The organism is Allobosea sp. NPDC055332 (assembly GCF_053645455.1).
The window spans coordinates 614,122-633,512 of sequence record NZ_JBSHMO010000004.1 but is presented as its reverse complement, the minus strand read 5'-3'; the positions used below and the strand labels follow the sequence as shown (position 1 = coordinate 633,512).

Below are 19,391 nucleotides of genomic sequence, written 5' to 3'. Positions count from 1 at the left end.
ACCGATGACGGATGTGACAATCCCCGCCCGCGCCACGCTCGGCACCGCCAGCGGCCTCGCGCTCGTCGCGCTGACAGAGATCGCTGGCGCCGCCTTCCTGCGCCAGTTCCTGCTGGTCGACGACTGGCGCGCAGTGGTCGGCCTGCTCGCTTTGTTCGGCGGCGTGCTCGTCGCGATGCAACGCCTGCCGGCGATCGAGGCCGGCATCGAGCAGGCCTTCGGTGCCAACCGGCGCTTTGCCGTGCTGCTCGGCATGGCGATCGTGCTCGCCTTTCCTTTCGTGCTGCAGGGCAGCTCCTATGCGCTACATCTGCTGATCATCGCGCAGCTCTATGCCGTGCTGGCGCTGGCGCTGAACTTCCAGCTCGGCAGCGCCAACATCCCGAACTTCGCCACCGGCGCCTCATACGGCATCGGCGCCTATGCCTCGGCCCTGCTCGCTTTGCACTGGGACGTCAGCTTCTGGCTGGCGCTGCCGGCCTCCGCGGTGGTCGCGACCATCTTCGGCTTCCTGCTCGGCATCCCCTCGATGCGCACGCGGGACAGCTATCTGGCGCTGGTGACGATCGCCTTCGGTGTCGTCGTGCACCAGCTCCTCAACAATCTGGAATTCACCGGCGGCCCCAACGGCCTGGTCGGCATCCCGGCACCGGAGCTGTTCGGCCACTCCTTCGCCTCGCCCCTCGTGATCTTCGGGCATTCGCTGCCGTCCCAGGCGAATTTCTACTATCTCTCGGCGCTGCTCGTCGGCGTCGCGATCCTGTTCGCCGGACGGCTGCACCATTCGCGGATCGGCCTGGCCTGGAACGCGCTGCGGGCGGACGAGCTCGCGGCCCGTTGCCAGGGCATCAACACGACCTGGTACAAGGTGCTCGCCTTCGCGGTCGATGCGTTCCTGGCGGGCTTCGCCGGCACGATCTACGCCTTCTATGTCGGCTTCATCTCGCCCGACAACTTCACCTTCCTGGTCTCGGTGACGATCATGACCATGGTCATCGCCGGCGGCATGGACAACACGCTCGGCGTGATCGTCGGCGCCTTCCTGCTGACGCTGCTGCCGGAGAAGCTGCGCGCCTTCTCCGACTACCGCATCCTGTTCTTCGGCATCACCGTGATCGCCTTCCTGATGATCCGCCCGCAGGGAATCTTCCCGCAGCGGCTGCGCCGCTACGGAGGCTGACCATGGATCCCGCGATCATCCTGCAAGGCCAGGGCCTGACCATGCGCTTCGGCGGCCTGGTCGCCATGGCCGAGGTCGACTTCTCGCTGCGCAAGGGCGAGGTGCTCGGCATCATCGGACCGAACGGGGCCGGCAAGTCGACCCTGCTCAACATCATCACCGGGCTGTACGTTCCGTCTTCGGGTGAGGTCAGGCTTTCCGGCGAGCTGCTCAACGGCCAGCCGGCGCACCGCATCGTCGCCAAGGGGATCGCGCGCACCTTCCAGTCGAGCCGGCTCTTCGCCGACCTCTCGGTGCTCGACAACGTCATCATCGGCCGCCACACCCATATGAAGACCGGGGTGTTCGACGCGATCTTCAATCGCCGCAAGGCCGATGCCGAGCTCGACGCTGCGGCCGAGATCGCCGAGCGCCTGCTGAAGGCGGTCTCGCGCGAGCTCCACGCCCAGCGCCATCGGCCGGCGGCCGAGCTGCCGCAGGCCGACCGCCGGCGCCTCGAGATCGCCCGCGCGCTGGCGAGCGAGCCCAAGGTGCTGCTGCTCGACGAGCCATCCTCCGGCATGGACGATGCCGACACCGACGCGCTGATGGACGATATCCGCTCGGTCTGCGCCGAGCGGCCGGACCTCGCCTTGATGATCATCGAGCACGACATGCGGCTGATCGCGTCGCTGCCGCAGCGGGTGCTGGTCCTCGACTACGGCCAGAAGCTCGCCGAGGGCACCTTCGAGGAGGTCCGCCTGATCCCGCGTGTGCAGGAAGCCTATCTCGGCCGCAAGGGAGCCCAGCATGCTCAGGCTTGAGAACGTCGACACCAATTACGGCGTGGTGGCGATGTTGCGCGACGTCTCGCTCAGCGTCGAGCCAGGCGAGCTGGTCTGCATCCTCGGGCCCAACGGCGCCGGTAAGACCACGATCTTCCGGGCGATCTCGGCGCTGCTGCCGCTGGCGCGCGGCCGCATCGCGATCATGGGGCAGGACCTCAAGGGCTCGCGCACAGAGGCCTTGAGCGCGCTCGGCGTCGGCTTCGTGCCGGAGGGCCGGCGGCTCTTCGGCGACATCTCGGTGCGCGACAACATCCGCTTGGGCTACGAGGCGCAGGGGCACCAGGCCGGCTTCGAGGAGCGGCTGGAGGAGATGCTGGAGCTGTTTCCGCGCGTTCGCGAACGCATCCGCCAGCGCGCCGGCACGCTGTCGGGCGGCGAGCAGGCGATGGTGGCGCTGGCGCGTGCGCTCGTCGGCAAGCCGAAATTCGTGATCATGGACGAGCCCTCGCTCGGGCTCTCGCCCAAGCTGATCGACGAGTATTTCGACACGGTCGCGGCGGTGAATCGCAACGGCACGACCGTGCTGCTGATCGAGCAGAACGCCGAAATGGCGCTTTCCATCGCCCATCGCGGCATCCTGCTCACCAAAGGGCGGGTCGTGGCGGCGGGCAACGCCGCCGAGCTGCTCGGCAGCGACGCGGTGCGGCATCTGTATCTCTGATCTCAGGTAGACGAAGGCGGCGCGGCGATGGACACGCTGACGATCCTGGACAGGCTGGTGGGTTTCGCCACGGTCAGCCGCGATCCGAACCGGCCGCTGATCGACTTCATGCGCGAATTCCTTGCCGGGCACGGCATCGAGAGCGAGATCATCGAGGCCGAGGATGGGCGCAAGGCCAATCTGTTCGCCACCATCGGCCCCAGGGACCGGCCGGGCATCATGCTCTCCGGCCATACCGACGTCGTGCCCGTCGATGGCCAGGACTGGAGCCATGACCCGTTCCGGCTGAGGGTCGCGGACGGGCGCGCCTATGGACGCGGCACGGCCGACATGAAGGGCTTCGTCGCCTCGGCGCTCGCGCTCGCCGCGCACGCCTCGACGCGCGAACTGGAAACGCCGATCCATCTCGCCTTCAGCCATGACGAGGAGATCGGCTGCGTCGGCGTGCGCTCGCTGATCGACCGGCTGGCGGACCGGCCGCTGCGGCCGAAGCTCGCCATCATCGGCGAACCCACCGCGATGGCGATCGCGACCGGGCACAAGGGCAAGCTCGCGGCACGGGCGACCTGCTGCGGCGTCACCGGGCATTCCGCCCTGGCGCCGAACGCGCTGAACGCCATCCATCTCGCCTGCGATTTCGTCGGCGCGCTGCGCGGGCTGCAGGGCGAGATCGAGCGGGGCGGCCCGAGCGACGCCGATTACGACATCCCCTACACCACGCTGCATGCCGGGCGCATCGCGGGCGGAACCGCGCTCAACATCGTGCCGGAGCGCTGCACGATCGATTTCGAGATCCGCAACGTCGCCGAGGACGACCCCGAGGCGATCCTGGCCCGATTGATGGACGAGGCGGCAGCCCTCGTCGCGGCGCGGCGCGAGCACTTCCCCGAGGCCGGGATCGGCTTCGAGCGCCTCAACGACTATCCGGGGCTGGCGACACCAGTGGCCTCCGAGGCCGTCGCGTTCCTGCGCGGGATCCTCAACGACAGCGCCCTGTGCAAGGTGGCCTTCGGCACCGAGGGCGGGCTGTTCTCCCAGCGGCTGGGGATCCCGGTGCTGGTCTGCGGGCCGGGCTCGATGGAGCAGGGACACAAGGCAGACGAGTTCATCGCGCTCGACCAGCTCGCGGCGTGCGACAGAATGATGGACCGGCTGCTCGACAGGATCGCGGCCTGAGCCTCCGCTTTGCTGGCCTGCGGCTATCGTGCTTTATGCTGGCTAGATGCGGTTCTCCTTGCGCCAACTCGAATATTTCATCGCGGCCGGCGAGACGGGCAGCATCACCCTCGCTTCCGAGATGATCCATATCTCGCAGCCTTCGATCTCGACCGCGATCTCGCATCTGGAGCGGGAGCTGAACGTGCAGCTCTTCATCCGCCATCACGCCCAGGGCCTGTCGCTGACGCCGGTCGGCCGGGCGCTGCTGAGCGAGGCGAAGCGGGTCGTGGGCCAGGCCGAAAGCCTCTACACCGTCGCCGCGGACACGATCGGCACCGTGCGCGGCACGCTCTCGCTCGGTTGCATGGTGACGCTGGCGCCGATGCTGGTGCCGGAGCTCAGCAACGGCTTCGTCACGGCCTTCCCCGAGACCACGATCCGCCATGTCGAGGGCAATCAGGAGGATCTTCTGAGGGGGCTACGCCGTTCCGAGGTCGATGTGGCGCTGACCTATGACCTGCAAGTGCCCGACGACATCGCGTTCGTGCCGCTGGTCAGCCTGCCACCTCACATTGTCGTGGCGGAAACGCACCCTCTGGCGCAGCAGAGCGCCGTCACGCTGGAGGAGCTCGCGGAGCAGCCGCTCGTGCTGCTCGATCTCCCGCTGAGCCGCGAATATTTCCTGGCCTTGTTCATGGCCGCCGGCATCGTGCCGACGATCGCGGCGCGCTCGGCCTATCCGGACCTGGTACGGGCGATGGTCGCCAATGGCGCGGGCTATGCGCTGTTCAACGTGCGGCCGCGCTCCGATCACTCGCTCGACGGGCGAAAATTGGTCTCGATCCGGCTCGCCGGCGAGCACCGCCCGATGACGATCGGCGTCGCGACGCTGGCGTCGCTCGCCAAGTCGAAGCTGATTGAGGCCTTCCAGGCGCATTGCGAAGCACGCATCTCGCGTGCCTACATCCCCGGCATGATCGCGCCGGTCATGACGGACCGGACGCGCGTCGAGGCTTGACTAGGCCGCGGCCTGCGAGCGGCGGCGTGGCTCACTCGTCTCCGGGAACGCCGTAGGACGGCGCCTGCCGCGGATCGAGCGCGCGCTGGATGTAGGCGTCGAGCTGGGGCTTGTAGACTTCCCAGGCCGTCGCCACCGCCTCGATCGGGCAGGCTTCCGTCCAGTCGCAGCGCAGATCGGCGACCGGCCAGCTGACCTTGTCGACGATCTTGAGCCCCGCCGAACGCACTGGCCCGGCTTCGCCGCCGGCGGCGAGGCCGGCGCGCATCGCCGCGATCAGCCGGTCGCCGAGATGGCCGGAAGAGGAGAGGAAACCGTCGACGATCGCCTGCGGTACGCCGTCATTCGCCAGGAGGTTGCCGCCGGAGGCGACGTCGCGCGCCTGCGCCTGCGTCCAGATCCCCAGCGAGTTCGGGCCGGAATGGATCGCCGTCTCGCCGTCGCGGTCGACCGCCAGGACCTGACGGTATTCGATGAACTTGCCGCGCCGGCGGACCTCGGCGATCGCCTCGGCCGCGCTCATGCCGCCTTCCATGAGATCGAGCGCCAGCGGGCCGAGCGTCGGGTCGGTGACGTTCTGCGAGGCGACGGCTCCGACGCCGGCGCGCGCATAGGAGCAGCGCGCCGCAACGGCCGGCGAGGACGAAGAGATCGCGACCCCGAACATGCCGGTCCGGGCGCAGCGGGCGACCAGCGAGAAGGTCATGCGGTCACTCCGGGATCACGGCGGTGCCGTCGATCTCGACCAGCCATTCCGGCCGGGCGAGCGCCTGCACCACGAGGCCGGTCGAGACCGGATGCACGCCCTTGAGGTATTCGCCCATGGTGCGATAGACCGCCTCGCGATGGCGGACGTCGGTGATGTAGACGACGACCTTGACCAGATGCTCCATCGAGCCGCCGGCCTCCTCGATCAGCTGCTTGATGTTCTGCATGACCTTGTGCGTCTGCACGGCCGGGTCGTGGCTGTCGATGTTCTTGGCATCGTCGAGATTCTGCGGGCACTGGCCGCGCAGCCAGACGATCTTGCCGCCTTTAGTCACCACCGCCTGGGCGAGGTCGTTGTCGAGCTTCTGCTCGGGATAGGTGTCCTTGGTGTTGAACTTGCGGATGCGGGTATGCGCCATCTCGGCCTCCGTCGGATCTGTTGAAGTGTGTCGCGTCGCTGCGCGTCAGGCCGGTTCGAGCTCGCCCCGGGCGGCGGCGTCATAGGCCATGTACTGGCGCTGGATCACGATCTGGTCGGCGACGTATTTCGCATCGTGCCAGACGCCCCAGATGAAACTGGAGCCGCGCCGCGACTGCCAGGGCAGGCCGAGGAAATAGATGCCGGGCTCCGAGGAGACGCCGCGCTGATGCCGCGGCTTCCCGCTCTCGTCGAAGGCGTCGACCTGCATCCAGCTGTAGTCGGCGACGAAACCCGTCGCCCAGATGATCGTGCCGATGCCGGCTTGCGCAAGATCGAGTGACAGGATCGGCCGGGCGATGCAGTCGGCATCCGGGACGCGATCGCGGGCGTGAGGTTCCTCTGGCAGATCGAGGCCGTTGCGGGCGACATAGGCATCGGCCTCGTCGAGCAGGGCGTCATGGTTCTCGTCACCGGCCCGCAGGTTCTCGACGAGATCGGACGCGAAGCGGACGACGCCGTGCGTAGAGGATTCCGTACGCCCGACCAGGATCATGCCCTGGGCGGCGAGACGGCGGAAATCGATGGTGTGGCCGCCATGCGCGCCGCTGACGGCGATGGTGACATGCTCCTTGCCCGCTTCGCGGGTTGCAGCGTCCCATTTGCCGAGCACGCCCAGCCACCAGCAGAAGTCGCGGCCGCGATAGCCCCGCGGCGGCCGGTCATGCGGGCCGACCGAGAGATAGACGCGCCGCCCCGCCTGCATCAACTCTTCGGCGATCTGGGTGCCGGACGAACCGGAGCCGACGACCAGCACCGCACCATCAGGCAATTGCGCGGGATTGCGGTAGCCGGTGGAGTGCATCTGTAGCAGGCCGGCCCGCTCGGGAACCACGGGGGGGATGATGGGCGTCTGGAAGGGGCCGGTCGCGGCGACGATGCGCTCGGCCTCGATCACCCCCTCAGAGGTCTCGACCCGGAAGCCCGGGCGGCCCGCATTGCGCTCGACCTTCAGCACCTCGACGCCGCAGCGGATGGGAGCCGAGATCTTCCTGGCAAAGGCGACGAAATAGTCGGCGACGGTTTCCTTGCCCGGAAAATCGTCCGGCCCGACACTGCTTTCGACATCGCCGAAGGTCATGCCGGGAAAGCGGTCATGCCAGGCCGGGCCGTTGGCGACGAGCGAGTCCCAGCGTTCCGAGCGCCAACGCTCGGCGATGCGATGCCGCTCCAGCACGAGATGCGGCACGCCGCTGCGGCCAAGATGCTCGCTCATCGCAAGCCCCGCCTGGCCGGCACCGATGACGAGCGTGTCTATCTTCTCAACTGACATTGTCCGCCCTTGCCGATTTTCTCGCGCTCCCCCAGAGGGCGCGTCATGGCACTGGTCTAATGGGCGGCTCGATCCCGGAAAAATATGAAATCTTGCGGCAGTGCTTAGGAAGCCCCGAAACGGTCCGACAGGGCCAATAGCCGCCTCTAAGAGGTCGCTTGGCGATCGCTCTCATCGGGGCAACCAAGTCCATGTGATTTACGCCCAGCGCACTGGCGAGCTCGTACAGTGTAATGACGGTGGGGTTCCGTCGCCCATTAATTTACTACCGACTAAAGCCCGACCGCTTCTCGACTTGCCCATGCACGAGCCTCTTCTCACGACGGAGCCGCGCAAAGGTCCTGCCGATTGCCGTGCCGTATCAGAACTTGACGGCGAGCCTGGCATTGAAGGTGTGATCGCTGGCGCGCTGTGCGAGCTGGCCGTCATAGCCGAGTGCAAGCTCGGCGTCCGGCGCAACCGTCAGCGCAAGGCCAGCGCCGACGACCAGCGCATCGCGCGCGATCGGAACGCCGGCGATTGAGAAGGACGATCCGCCGGCGAAGCTCTGCAGCGACCGCGGCGCGATGTCGCCGGCAGCGCGTCGCCAGGCGAGCGTGGTGTCGAGCCGCAACGGCATGCTGCCGAGATCGAAGCGCATCTGCGCGCGCAGGCCCAGTGTCGCGAAAGCGACCGCGGTTGTCTGGCCTCTCGCCGAGAGCGCGGCGACGCCGCCGGTCTCGGTGAAAGCGCCGCTGCGCAGATTGATGTAGGCGAGATTGGCAAAGGGCTCGAACGCCGCCGGCCCGAGATCGAACCGATAGGCGATCTCGCCGAAAGCCTGCAGGCTGCGCGCCTCGTATTTGGACGAGAGCTGCTCGCCGAAGTCGGGGAAGGAGACGCTGCGCCGCGTCGAGAGCTCGTGCCACGCATAGCTCATGGCGGCGGTCAGGCGGAAACGGTCGAAGCGGGCCCCGCCATAGAGGCCCACATGGTAATTGTCGGCCTCGCCGCGCGACAGCCGCCGCGCCACTTCGAATTTCGAGCGCGAATAGCCGGCCGTGATGCCGAGGCGCGCTTCCTGCGCTGTGGCGATATCGAAACCGGCAACAAGGCCGTTGCTCGACCGGGTCAGCGAAGCTGCGTTGCCGTCGCCGCGCGTCTGCCCCCAGGAGCCGAAGCCCCGGGCCCAGAGCGCGAAGCTCTCCGCCGGAGCTGTCGCGACGGCTCCCTTGCCCGATGCATAGGCCAGCGTCGCAATACGCGGCGCGCCGATCCCGTCAAAGGCAGCACGGATCCGGTCGGATATAGCGCCGCGCACCGTCTGGCTGCCCTCGATCAAGGCTGTCTTCGTCGAAGCATGGATCTCGCCGGACAGGCTGTCATAGGCTCGCCGAGCCTCGCCTTCATCGCGCAGCTGCGTGAAGCTCAGCCAGAGCGGGTTGGCTTCCCCGAGGCTTTCGAGGCCGAGCGCCGTCTGTGCCTGATTGCGGGTCTGCGCGATCGCGGCGAAGGGCAAGTCATTGCGCAGCAGGGTCAAGGCGACGCTGTCGGCGCCGTATTCCAGCGATGGATCGAGGAAGAGATAGCGCGAGCTGACCTGATCGAAGCGACCTTCGACCCCCTGGCTCGCCGTCAGGATGGTGTAGCGCTGGTTGGCCCAATAGGTGCCATCCTCGCCGATATGGACCACCGAGCCGCCGGAGAGACGCGCCTTGCCGCTGGCGCGGATAAGGTCGCTCGAGGCTCCGTCCGGGCTGACCTCGACTTCATAGGTCGCGCCGCGCTCGAATGTGATGTCACCTGAGACCGTCAGGGTACCGATCGAATTACCGGGCGCAATCGTCGCGCCGAAGCGGATCATGGTCGAGCCGACAGTGCCGCTGCCCTGCAGCCGAGCGCCCGACTGGACATCGAGCCCGCCGCCGAGCGCACCATTGACCACGAGCATGCCGGCGGAGACCGTGGTCTCGCCGGAGAAGCCGGAGCTGTCGCCGGTGAGTTCGAGCGCTCCACCGCCGGCCTTGGTGAACATGCCAGTTCCGGAGAACACGCTCGCCAGGCTGGCATCGTTGCGCTGGTCGAAGACGACCGCGCCATTGTTGGCAATGTTGCCGGAGATCGAGGCAGCGTCGCCGACGAGCGTGCCGGCCTCGACGATGGTGCTGCGGTAATAGTTCGTGCCGGTCAGCCTCAGCGAGCCGGTACCGGTCTTGATCAGGTCGCCATAACCATAGACGCCCCCCGTAAGTGTCGCGTCGTGGCCATTGGTGTCGACGGTGCCGGTACCGATCAGCAGCACAGTCCGGTCCGTGCTGAACGAGGCTCCGAAGCGCAGCGCACCACCGAGAAAGGTGATCGCGCCTCCGCTGGCGCCGAGATTGCCGTCATTGGAGACTTGCAGGGCGCCGGCCCTGATCAGCGTACCGCCGGAATAGGAGTTGTTGCCGGTCAGGATCGTCGTGCCGGTGCCGGACTGCACGACGACGCCGCCGCCGGAGATGGCGCCGGAGAAGGTGTAGTCGTTCGAGCGATCAAAGCTCAGGATCGCGTCGTTGACGACATTGCCGGCGAGTTCGCCGGTCGTGCCGCCATTACCGATTTGCAGCATTCCCGCGTTGACCGTCGTGCCGCCGCCATGGCTGGCGCTGCCGGTCAGCGTCAACGTGCCCCAGCCCTCCTTCACAAGGCTGCCGGCGCCGCTGACCGATCCGCCGAGGATGAAGGTGGTGCCGGCATAGGTCTCGATCGTACCGGTGCCGGAAAGCGCGACCGAGCGCCCGCTGGTGATGTCGGCATAGGTCGCCAATCTGCCGCCGCCGTCGAAGGCAATCGCCGAGCCGGCATCTCCGAGATTGGCGTCGGCGATGATCGCCAGCGTTCCGTCGCGGATCACCGTGCCGCCGGAATAACTGCTGGCGCCGGTGAGCAGCAATGTCCCGGCCCCGTCCTTCAGCAGGCGGCCGGCGCCGGTGACGGTTCCCGCATAGACGCTGTCGTCGGCCTGGTCGACGGTCAGGTCGGCACCGCCGAGCGCGATCTCGCCGCCGCTGCCGGCAAGGAGCCTCATCGACAGATCGTGGCCGCTCAGATCCAGCCTGCCTCCGGTCAGGACCCAGTCTGTCATGGTCGGCAGGGCTCCTGCACTGCCGGCCCGGAGCGTGCCGGCCGTGATCAGGGTTCCGCCCGACCAGCTGTTGGCGCCGGTCAGCAGGAGTGTGCCGTCGCCCCATTTGATCAGCCCGCCAGCGCCGCCGACCGTGCTGCTCAGGGTCAGCGTCGTGCCGGCGTCGGTTTCGATCGCGCCCGTATCACGCAAGAGGACGGTGCGGTTGGAAGTAATGTGCGCGGTCGTGCGCAACGCACCGTTGTCGAGGGTCAGCCCACCACTCGCAGCGCCGAGATTGGCGTCGGCCGAAATCTGCAGCGTGCCGCCCGAGATGGTGGTGCCACCGCGATAGCTGTTCGCGCCACCGAGGATCAGCGTGCCGTCGCCGGTCTTCTCGAGCCCGTCCGTACCGGTGATCGTCGCGTTGATGCGGGCCGTCTCGCCGTCGAGCACGCGGATTTCCGGCGTGGTGATGACGATGCCGCCATTGTTATAACCGTGCAGATTGAGGCTGCCGCCGGCGCCGCCGACCAACGTGTAGCTGCCGCCGGCAAATTGCAGCCCGACGACGTTCTGTGCGCCGTCGATCGTGACCGTTCCGCCGGGGCCGCGAAACACGCCGTAGGCGCCGCCCCATTGCGTCGCCGTGGAACCGCCGAGATCGAACCAGTTCGCGTTGCCAGCGTTCCAGACACCGCTTCCGCCACCGGCCGGCGTCGTACCCCAGAGCTGCAGGATGGTGAGACCATTGGGCGTGATGACGACGTCGACCTTGCCGGCTTGCGACACGTCGACGGCATAGTTGTAGGCGAATGGCCCGGTCGACGGCATGCCGCCGATGACGAGCCCGCTTCCCGTCAGGCCACCGGTATAGGTGATGACGCGATGATAGCCGATCGCAGGCTGCGAACTGCTGCTGAGGTTCAGTGTCCCGCCATTGAGGACGAGATTGCCGTTGACACGTGTCGTCGCCGAGCCCGGCAATGAGGCTCCATAGCCGTGCAGCCGGTAGTCGTAATTGCTGCCGGGATTGAGCGTCAGCGTGCCGTTGACGATGAGAGCGGCGGCATCCGACGGCTTGATCGTGCCGCCGCTATTGGCGGTCAGGTTGCCATTGACGGTCAGCGAGGTCTTGCCCGAGGGCGCGAGCGTACCGCCGCTGTTGATCGTGGCCGCGCCGATGCTGCCTTCACCCTCGACCTGGCCGGCGCTGCTGATAGCCAGCGATCCGCCAACCTTCGCACTGCTCAGCACCAGCGTGCTGTTGGCTACCGTCATGTCGCCGGTGAAACCGGAAGCGTCGAGATAGCGGTCGAAGATCGTCGTCCCGCTCAGGAGCTGGACATGGCCAGAGCCCTCGAAGTTCGAGCTGAAGGTGTAGTCGGTTTCGGTATGATTGAAGACCAGCGTGCCGTTCGAGGTGAGGTTGATCCTGTAGCCGCCCACGATCTGTCCGGCCGCCGTGGCCGCAGCCCCGGCTGCCGCGCCGATGTTCAATGTCCCGGACGATCCGCCGCTGCCGATATAGAGTATCCGGCCGCCAAATTTCAGAGCGCCGCCGGCGGACAGCGTCAACACGCCGCTGCCGCCCGAGCCGATTGCGAGGTCACCGGCGTAGAGCATCGATCCCGCGCCGCTGACGATGACCGAGCCCGTCGCACCGGCGAGCGTGCCGATGAGCATGCTGCCGCCATTGACGTAGCCGCCGTTCGAGATCGTCAGGCCGCCATTGCCGATCCGGAGGGGGCTGTAGCCGCCGCCGCGATTGCTGGCGTCCCAGGACGAGCCATTCCCCGTGACCGTCACCGATCCGCTCGAGCCGGCCTTGGCTCCGATCTCGGCACGATTGCTCGACAGCTTGGCGCCGCCGGAGACCGTGACCTGCCCCTGCCCGCCCTCGCCGACCACCAGCGAGAAATTATCCCAGCTCGTGCCCGCCCCGGTCAGCGTGACCGTGCCGCTCGCGCCCGCCTGGGCGCCGATCACGGTGCTGCCACCTTTCATCTGGCCGCCGCCCGCGATGGCGAGCATGCCATTGCCCCGGTCGCCGATCACGAACGCATTGGCGTTGGCCCATGTCACGCCCGATCCGGAGATCGTCACGGCGGCGCTGCTTCCCGCCTCCGCGTCGATGCTCGCGCTGGCGCTGGTCAGCCGGGCCGTCCCCGACAACGCGAGCTCGCCGCTCCTGACGCGCACATTGCCGAATGCTGCCGTGCCCGTGACGGTCCAGGTGCTCGCGCCGTCCTTCTCGAACGTGCCGAAGGCCTGGGTCGCGCCGCCCAGCGTGGCGAAATCGAAGCTGGCGTCCTGCCAGCCGCCGAGCACGAGCGCGTTCGGATTGCCGGCGTCGCGGGTGAGGACGACATTGCCGAGAAAGTGGTAGCCAGCCCGCAGCTCCAGTGTGTTGCCGCCACCCGTGAGGTTGATGGCGTCCGCATGCGAGCCGTCGGCGTTGAGGCCGCCCTCGATCCGGCCGGCGCTGACAACCCTGACACCACCGCCACCCGAGACGCCTCGCCCGCCGCGTCCACCATGTCCCATGGCTCCGTCGGAGCCGGGATTGAACCCGTACACGTTGTAGCCCGACGCGCCACCGGTGCCGCCGGCCCCACCCTTGCCGCCGCCAACGAAGCCGCCTGCCTGAACCTCGAGGCTGCTGCCGGTCGTCAGGACGACACCGTCGCCGCCATTGCCGCCATTGCCGCCAGCGCCACCGGTGCCGCTGCTCTTGCCGCCACCACCTCTGCCGCCAGCGCCGCCGGCGCCAGCGTCGCCGCCGCGAATGACACCCTCGTTCTGGACGATGATCGGGCTTGCCCCGTATGCGTAGAACCCGGCGCCGCCATCGCCGCCGGTCCCGCCGCTGCCGCCGTAATAGCCGTCCCCGCCATCCATGCCCCAGACGAAGCAAGGCAGGCCTGGCTGGCAATTCTGGCCAATCACGCCGCCGGCGCCATCACCGCCAGCCCCTCCGGCGCCGCCGACGCCGCCACCGCCACCCGCGATGCTCGATCTCACGAGTATTTCGCCGGCCTGCAGCTGGACCAACCCGACCCCGCCACCGCCGCCACCACCGCCACCACCGCCCGCGCCGCCATAGCCAGATCCGGGTATCAGCCCGACCATGCCGACCACACCGGCGCCGGCCCTGCCAGCTGCTCCCCCGTCGCCGCCTTTGCCGCCAGTGATCGGCGCCGTGAGAAAAGTGGCCTCCTTGTCGTTGATCATCGCGCCTGAGGCGCCCCCGCCGCCTCCGCCGCCGCTGCCGCTGTCATGCCCCCAGATGCCGCCGAAGGGCTGGCCGTCATCACCGTTTCCGCCGGGCTGCCCCGCTCCCCCGGAACCGCCGGTGAAGGCTTGCCCAGCCGGCAGCGGCCAGCCGTCCGGAACGCCGGTCCAGCCGTTGAAGCCGGGGGTGCCCTGCGCACCGCCATCGCCCCCGCCCTTGCCGTGCTTACCGCTGCCGCCAGCCCCGCCATGCCCTGTGCTGGCATTGCCGGAGCGCTTGTCGTGATGTGCGCCCCCGCCCCCGCCGCCGCCGCCGCCCGCGCCGATATCGACATGGTGGGTGCCCGAACGGGCGCCAGCCCCGCCGCCAACCGGCTTGCTGGCGCCATGCCGCCCTCCCGTACCGCCGCCCCCCAGGGATTGCGCATCGGTTGGCGACGCTCCGGCCAGCAGTGCAACGAGCACGACACTGCTTGCCAACGCCGTGGACGAGCGTAAGGCGGCCCTGATGGGAGATGAAAACGCGCCGCGACGCCCGGGATCAAAGGGCGTTCTCGATGCCATCGCTGTTATCAGCCGGCCGGCCGCATCGTTCAACCGCCACCCGCGGCTGGCGCGAGCTCGGCCGCAAGCTCGCGGACGGCGGTCCGCAGCCCTTCGAACATGCCGAAGTCGACCTTGCTCGCGACGACGAAGATGCCGAGCCTGCGATTGGGCGAGAGTACGACATAGCTCATGAAGCCGCCGATGCCACCGCTCTTGCCGATGAGGAGCGGCACACGGTCCTTCGACCGGCTGACCACCCAGCCAAGCCCCATCCCCTCCGAATCCGTGGCCTCGACGCCGACCAGGCGCGAGAGGCCGTCATGCGGTCGCCAGAGCGCATGCGCGAGCGCGCGCGCCGGCCGGCCCGCCGCGTCGTCGGCGAGGTGCCAGCGCATCCATTTCACCATGTCATCGGCCGTGGTGTAGATGCCGGCGCTCGCCTGCATCACCTCGGTGGCGTCCCAGTTCGGATCGGGCTTGCCGAAGGGATCAAGCCCCGTCATCAGCCGAGACTTCTGGGCCTCCGACAGGCGCAAGGTCGTGTCCGCCATGCCGAGCGGAACCGCGATCTTCTCGCGCACGAGTTCGGCAAAGGGCCTGCCGCCGGCCCGGCCAAGCGCTTCGCCGAGCAGGCCGAAGCCGAAATTCGAGTAGATCGCCGTCGTGCCCGGGCGATAGGCTGGCCGATGGCGCGAGATCCAATCCCAGTAATAGGAGGCCTTGTAGGCCGCGAATGGATTCTTCTCGTCCGGCGGGGTCGCCGGATCAGGCATTTCGCGCGGCAGCCCGGCCGCATGGGTTGCGAGATCGAGCAGGGTGACCGGCCTGTCTTCGAAGGCCTGCGGCGCCTTGCCAGGCGGTGCATAGCGAGCGAGCGGCGCATCGAGCGAGAGCTGGCCGTTGGCAGCCATGGCGGCGAGCACGTCGGTCGCGAACACTTTCGAGACCGAACCGACACGCACGATCGAGCGGCCATCCGGTTCCTTGCCGTTGCCCGGAGCGGTCTCGCCATAGCCGGCGATGAAGCTGTCCTCGCCACGGACGACCGCGAGGATCAGACCGGGCGCGCGGGCATTCAGGAACATCGCGACGCCGGACATCGACGCGGCCTCGCGCAGAGCCAGATCCTCGGCAGCGGCCTGACGTTGCGAGCATAAGGTAGCGAGCAGGAAAGCAATGGCAGGCCATACGGCCTTGCGCGCCCGGATACGAGCGGGTTTCGAGACGATGAGGGCACGCAGGCAAGGAGGCAGCATAGGCAAAGCGGGTTTGTCGATCGGTCTGCGTATTGATTTCGTGCGCCAGCCAGACGGCAAGCGGAATTCGACCAACAGACATGCCGGTTCGACGAGCGGTGCCCAAGGTCGGATTCATCGTGAGAAATCAGTTAAATGGCGACAGAGTGCAGCGCGCCGAACGACGGCCGGCAATCAAACGCCGAGGCGTTGCCGCAGCTCCTGCCGATAGGGTCGCGACACCGGCCAGGTCTCGGCGAGGTTACCGAGGCCTATCGTCCAGCTGTCTCCGGCACGCCGGTCGAGGCCACTGACATGCTGCAGGTTGACGATCGCCGTGCGGTGGATGCGCTGGAAAGACGCGGCCGGCAGCAATCCGGTCCAGAGTGCGAGCGGGCGCAGATCGAGCACCACCGAGCCGTCCTGTAGCCACACCTTCGCATAGTCGCGCGCCGACCGGACGCCAAGGATGGCTTGCGGCTCGACGCCGACGACCTGTCCCTGTCGGCGCAGATAGATCAACGGCGCGAACCGCCTCGAGGAGTCCGCCAGCGCCTGCCCGCTGCGGTAGTGTCCATAGCGCGCCAGCGCGATCAGCTCGGCGCATCGGAACAGCGCCCCGACATCGGCCGGCGACCAGCTCTTGACCGCAACTGTTGCATCAAAACCGATACAGGCGCGCAGGCGGCCCGCGTGAAAGACTGGCACGCTGAGCACGCTCTTGTCGCTCTGACGCAGCATCTCGACCTGCAGCGTACGGGCCGGACGCGGCAGCTCGGCGACCCGGTTGATCATCACCGCCTTGCCCATCACCAGGAACTGCTGGAGCCAGGCGATCATGGTCACGGGCGCGTCCTGCAGATCCTCGACGAAGGACCGGACACCATGCCGGCTCCATTCGTGCGTGTTTCGGAAGCGCAGCAGCTCGCTATCGTATTCGAACATCCAGGCGCGGTCAGCACCGGCAAGCTCGCCGATCTCTGCAAGCGCCAATGTGATTGCCATATCGGCCGGCGCTTGAAGCAGCTGCCTGGCCATATGGTAGGGCCAGTCCGGCCCTATGGCTTCGCCACAGTCGACGAGCGAATAAACCTCGTGGACGGTGTCCGGTTCATGGCCGGCGGGGATGCCGATCTGCTCGACAACCTTCTGCTGCCAATTACCCATACGAAGCGCGGCGGTTCGTTTCCAATCGGGACAGCGTAGTTGGGAAGCCCGCAGCGCGCCACCCATAGCCCTGCAGGATTTCCAGTCAGACCGCCTGGAGCCGGATCCGCCAGACACCGCGCTGTCTTCGACAGCTATTCCGCTGACGTCCGAGGCCCCGGCGACGCCTCACTGGCAATTATGTGGTCCGCAAGATGGATCGCCTGTTTCGCCCCGCGTTCGAGCCGTCGCATGATGCCGCTCAGTGCCTCGAAATCGGCCCGGTCGAGCGAGGCGAACAGCGCATCGTTCACCGGCCGCTGCAGCGCAGCCAGCCGTTCCAGCATCTGCACGCCGAGCGGCGTCACCGAGAGATTGACTCGGCGCTTGTCGCTGGCATGCGGCTGCTTGGCGACGAGCCCACTCTTCACCAGCTTGTTGACCTCGATGGTGACGAAGGCGCCGCTGAGGTGGAGCCGCTCGGCGACCTGCGCCACGCCGACCTCGCCGACAGCCGCAGCGCGGTTGATCGCGATCATGATCAGATATTGCGGCGGTGTGAGCCCGATATACGCGGCGAAGCGCGCCCTCGCCTCCTCCAGTCGACCACCGAAGGCGAAGAAATCATAGAGCAGGTCGCGGAAGCGCGTATCGCTGCCGCCCTCCAGCAAATCCGGCTTGGCCACGGTCATGCGCCGGTTCTCGCTCGACATGGTCTGGTCGTCCTCAAGGGCCGTTGACTCACTCTAATAGCTTTGTTACAAAGCTATCTTAACAAGTATACATCGCAAAAGCAACCGGAGAGGAGGGGACGATGGACGCCAAGGCCTTCAGGCAATCCCTGGGCGAGTTCGCCACCGGCGTCGCGGTGATCACTGCGCAGGGCAGCGGCGAGGAGCTCATCGGCATGACCATGAGTTCGTTCAACTCCGTTTCGATCGATCCGCCGCTCGTCCTGTTCAGCGTCGACAGGCGGGCGAACAGCCTGCCGGCTATGCTTGAGGCCAAGGGCTTCGCGGTCAATGTGCTGGCGCGCGAGCAGGAGCACATATCCAACCGTTTCGCCCGGGCGCTCGGCGACAAATGGTCCGAGACCAAGCGCAGCGTCGGTCACGCCCAGGCACCGCTGATCACCGGGTCGCTCGCCCATTTCGAATGCGAGCCCTACGCCAATCACGACGGCGGCGACCACGTCATCTTCCTGGTCCGGGTGCTGCGCCACACCGTGCGCGCCGGCAATCCGGCGCCCCTGATCTTCTTTCGCGGCCGCTATCGCGACCTCGTCGACGAGACCCAGCGCGAGCCGTCCTGGCCGCTGCCCATCCATTACTGACAGCCAAAAACAACGAGGAGAGCCCCATGACCAAGACCGGACAGCAGCATCTGGCCAGCATCCGCGACGACCGCTCAATCTATATCGACGGCGCCCGTGTCGAGGACGTCACCAGCCATCGCGCCTTCCGCAATGTCGCGCAGTCGGTCGCTGGCCTGTTCGACTTCGCCGGCGATGCCTCGCGGCGCGATCTCATGACCTTCGAGACCGAGTCCGGCGGCCGCGCCAACCGGATCTGGCAGTTGCCGACCTCCTATGCCGACCTGGTCGAGCGGCGCCGGGCGCTCGAGGCCTGGACCGCGATCCATGGCGGCTTCCTCGGCCGCGCCCCCGACCATGTCGCCTCCTGCATCTCCGGCATGCGCATGGGCCTGCCGGTGTTCGAGGGCTACGATCCGGCCCGCGCCGCAGCGCTCGAGGCCTATTACCGCTACGCCCGCGACAACGACCTCTACCTCACCTATGTCATCATCAACCCGCAGGCCGACCGCTCCAAGAACGCGGCCGAGCAGGCCGACCCGTTCCTGACCGCCGGCGTGGTCGACCGTGACGCTGAAGGCATCACCATCCGCGGCGCCAAGATGCTGGCGACCGGCGGCGTCGTCGCCAACGAGGTCTTCGTCACCACGATCCAGCCGATGCAGCCGGGCGAGGAGCGCTATGCCGTCTCCTTTGCCATCCCGATGAACACCAAGGGCCTGAAGATGCTCTCGCGCAAATCCTACGAGGCGCAGGCAGGCTCGATCTTCGATAATCCGCTGGCCAGCCGCTACGACGAGAACGACGCGGTGCTGTTCTTCGACGACGTCAAGGTTCCGTGGGACCGCGTCTTCATCGATGGCAGCGTCGAGATGTGCCAGAAGCAGTTCCACGCGACCCCGGCGCATGTCTACCAGAACTACCAGGCGATGATCCGCCTCAAGGTGAAGCTGCAGTTCCTGATGGGCATCGCCCATCGCACCACCCAGACCAACGGCATCACCCAGTTCCCGCAGGTGCGCGAGACCCTCGGCCAGCTCGCCGCCGAGGCGGCGATGGTCGACGCCTTCGTCAACGCCATGGAGGCCAAGGGCACGCAGGCCGGCCCCTACTTCGTGCCCGACCGGCACATGCTCTATTCGGCGCAGGTGCTGACCCAGCAGATGTATCCGAAGATCCTGAACTCGCTGCGCGAGCTCGCCGGCGGCGGCATGATCATGCTGCCCTCCTCGATCGCCGACTTCGCCAATCCCGAGATCGCGGCGATGATCGAGAAGACCCAGCAGTCGCCGGCGGCGAATTCGCACGACCGGGTCAAGTTCTACAAGCTCGCCTGGGATGCGGTCGGCTCCGAGTTCGGCTCGCGCCACCACCAGTACGAGATGTTCTATGCCGGCGCGACCTTCGTGACGAAGGGGCACTCCTTCCGCACCTATGACTGGGGCAAGGCCGGCGGCATCGTCCAGTCGATGCTCGACTCCTACGACCTCGACACCAAATCGGCCGCCTGAGCCGGCGAAAGGATACCCG

14 protein-coding genes and 1 pseudogene are annotated in these 19,391 nt (G+C 67.4%); 7 read left to right on the top strand and 8 right to left on the bottom strand.

Going from position 1 to position 19,391, the window contains the following annotated elements; genetic code table 11:
- Positions 1-4 precede the first annotated feature (4 nt).
- The 5 genes from ACWIGM_RS24585 to ACWIGM_RS24565 are packed head-to-tail and all read left to right on the top strand — an operon-like array spanning position 5 to position 4,844.
- The gene (locus ACWIGM_RS24585; RefSeq protein ID WP_454028589.1) at positions 5-1,180 is read left to right on the top strand and encodes an ABC transporter permease subunit; all 1,176 of its coding nucleotides are present in this window, start codon (positions 5-7) and stop codon (positions 1,178-1,180) included.
- Between the two features lie 2 nt (positions 1,181-1,182).
- Positions 1,183-1,983 (top strand): ABC transporter ATP-binding protein, encoded by an 801-nt coding sequence (locus ACWIGM_RS24580; protein WP_454028588.1) that lies wholly within the window; start codon positions 1,183-1,185, stop codon positions 1,981-1,983.
- A complete protein-coding gene (locus ACWIGM_RS24575) occupies positions 1,970-2,668 on the top strand; it encodes an ABC transporter ATP-binding protein (protein WP_454028587.1) in 699 nt (232 codons plus the stop codon). Before ACWIGM_RS24580 ends, ACWIGM_RS24575 begins: the two co-directional genes overlap by 14 nt.
- A 27-nt stretch (positions 2,669-2,695) precedes the next feature.
- Positions 2,696-3,844: an acetylornithine deacetylase gene (gene argE / locus ACWIGM_RS24570; RefSeq protein WP_454028586.1), complete on the top strand. Its 1,149-nt coding sequence runs from the start codon at positions 2,696-2,698 to the stop codon at positions 3,842-3,844.
- Positions 3,845-3,890: 46 nt separating this feature from the next.
- Positions 3,891-4,844, top strand: coding sequence for a LysR family transcriptional regulator (locus ACWIGM_RS24565; protein ID WP_454028585.1), 954 nt, complete (start codon positions 3,891-3,893; stop codon positions 4,842-4,844).
- 31 nt (positions 4,845-4,875) lie between these two features.
- Here the strand turns inward: ACWIGM_RS24565 and ACWIGM_RS24560 are convergent, their stop codons facing one another.
- The 8 genes and pseudogenes from ACWIGM_RS24560 to ACWIGM_RS24525 all read right to left on the bottom strand — a co-directional run bounded on the left by ACWIGM_RS24560 (position 4,876) and on the right by ACWIGM_RS24525 (position 17,262).
- Positions 4,876-5,550, bottom strand: coding sequence for a DUF1028 domain-containing protein (locus ACWIGM_RS24560; protein WP_454028584.1), 675 nt, complete (start codon positions 5,548-5,550; stop codon positions 4,876-4,878).
- A gap of 4 nt (positions 5,551-5,554) precedes the next feature.
- On the bottom strand, positions 5,555-5,971 hold the full coding sequence (locus ACWIGM_RS24555; RefSeq protein WP_454028583.1) for a RidA family protein: 417 nt from the start codon (positions 5,969-5,971) through the stop codon (positions 5,555-5,557).
- 45 nt (positions 5,972-6,016) lie between these two features.
- Positions 6,017-7,303, bottom strand: coding sequence for a flavin-containing monooxygenase (locus ACWIGM_RS24550; RefSeq protein ID WP_454028582.1), 1,287 nt, complete (start codon positions 7,301-7,303; stop codon positions 6,017-6,019).
- Between the two features lie 175 nt (positions 7,304-7,478).
- Positions 7,479-7,610: pseudogene (locus ACWIGM_RS24545) on the bottom strand (helix-turn-helix domain-containing protein); the annotation flags it as partial.
- 54 nt (positions 7,611-7,664) lie between these two features.
- Entirely contained in the window at positions 7,665-14,087 is a 6,423-nt protein-coding gene (locus ACWIGM_RS24540; protein ID WP_454028581.1) for an autotransporter domain-containing protein, read from the bottom strand.
- 128 nt (positions 14,088-14,215) lie between these two features.
- A complete protein-coding gene (ampH, locus tag ACWIGM_RS24535) occupies positions 14,216-15,424 on the bottom strand; it encodes a D-alanyl-D-alanine-carboxypeptidase/endopeptidase AmpH (RefSeq protein ID WP_454028580.1) in 1,209 nt (402 codons plus the stop codon).
- 174 nt (positions 15,425-15,598) lie between these two features.
- Positions 15,599-16,636, bottom strand: a complete 1,038-nt coding sequence (locus ACWIGM_RS24530) for a LytTR family transcriptional regulator DNA-binding domain-containing protein (protein WP_454028579.1) — start codon at positions 16,634-16,636, stop codon at positions 15,599-15,601.
- A 68-nt stretch (positions 16,637-16,704) separates the two neighbouring features.
- Complete coding sequence (locus ACWIGM_RS24525; protein ID WP_454028578.1) at positions 16,705-17,262, bottom strand: MarR family winged helix-turn-helix transcriptional regulator; 558 nt, start codon at positions 17,260-17,262, stop codon at positions 16,705-16,707.
- Positions 17,263-17,363: 101 nt separating this feature from the next.
- Between ACWIGM_RS24525 and ACWIGM_RS24520 the strand changes: the two genes are divergently transcribed.
- Both ACWIGM_RS24520 and ACWIGM_RS24515 read left to right on the top strand, forming a co-directional pair.
- Positions 17,364-17,882, top strand: coding sequence for a flavin reductase family protein (locus tag ACWIGM_RS24520; RefSeq protein WP_454028577.1), 519 nt, complete (start codon positions 17,364-17,366; stop codon positions 17,880-17,882).
- A gap of 26 nt (positions 17,883-17,908) precedes the next feature.
- Positions 17,909-19,372 (top strand): 4-hydroxyphenylacetate 3-hydroxylase family protein, encoded by a 1,464-nt coding sequence (locus tag ACWIGM_RS24515; RefSeq protein ID WP_454028576.1) that lies wholly within the window; start codon positions 17,909-17,911, stop codon positions 19,370-19,372.
- Positions 19,373-19,391: the final 19 nt, after the last annotated feature.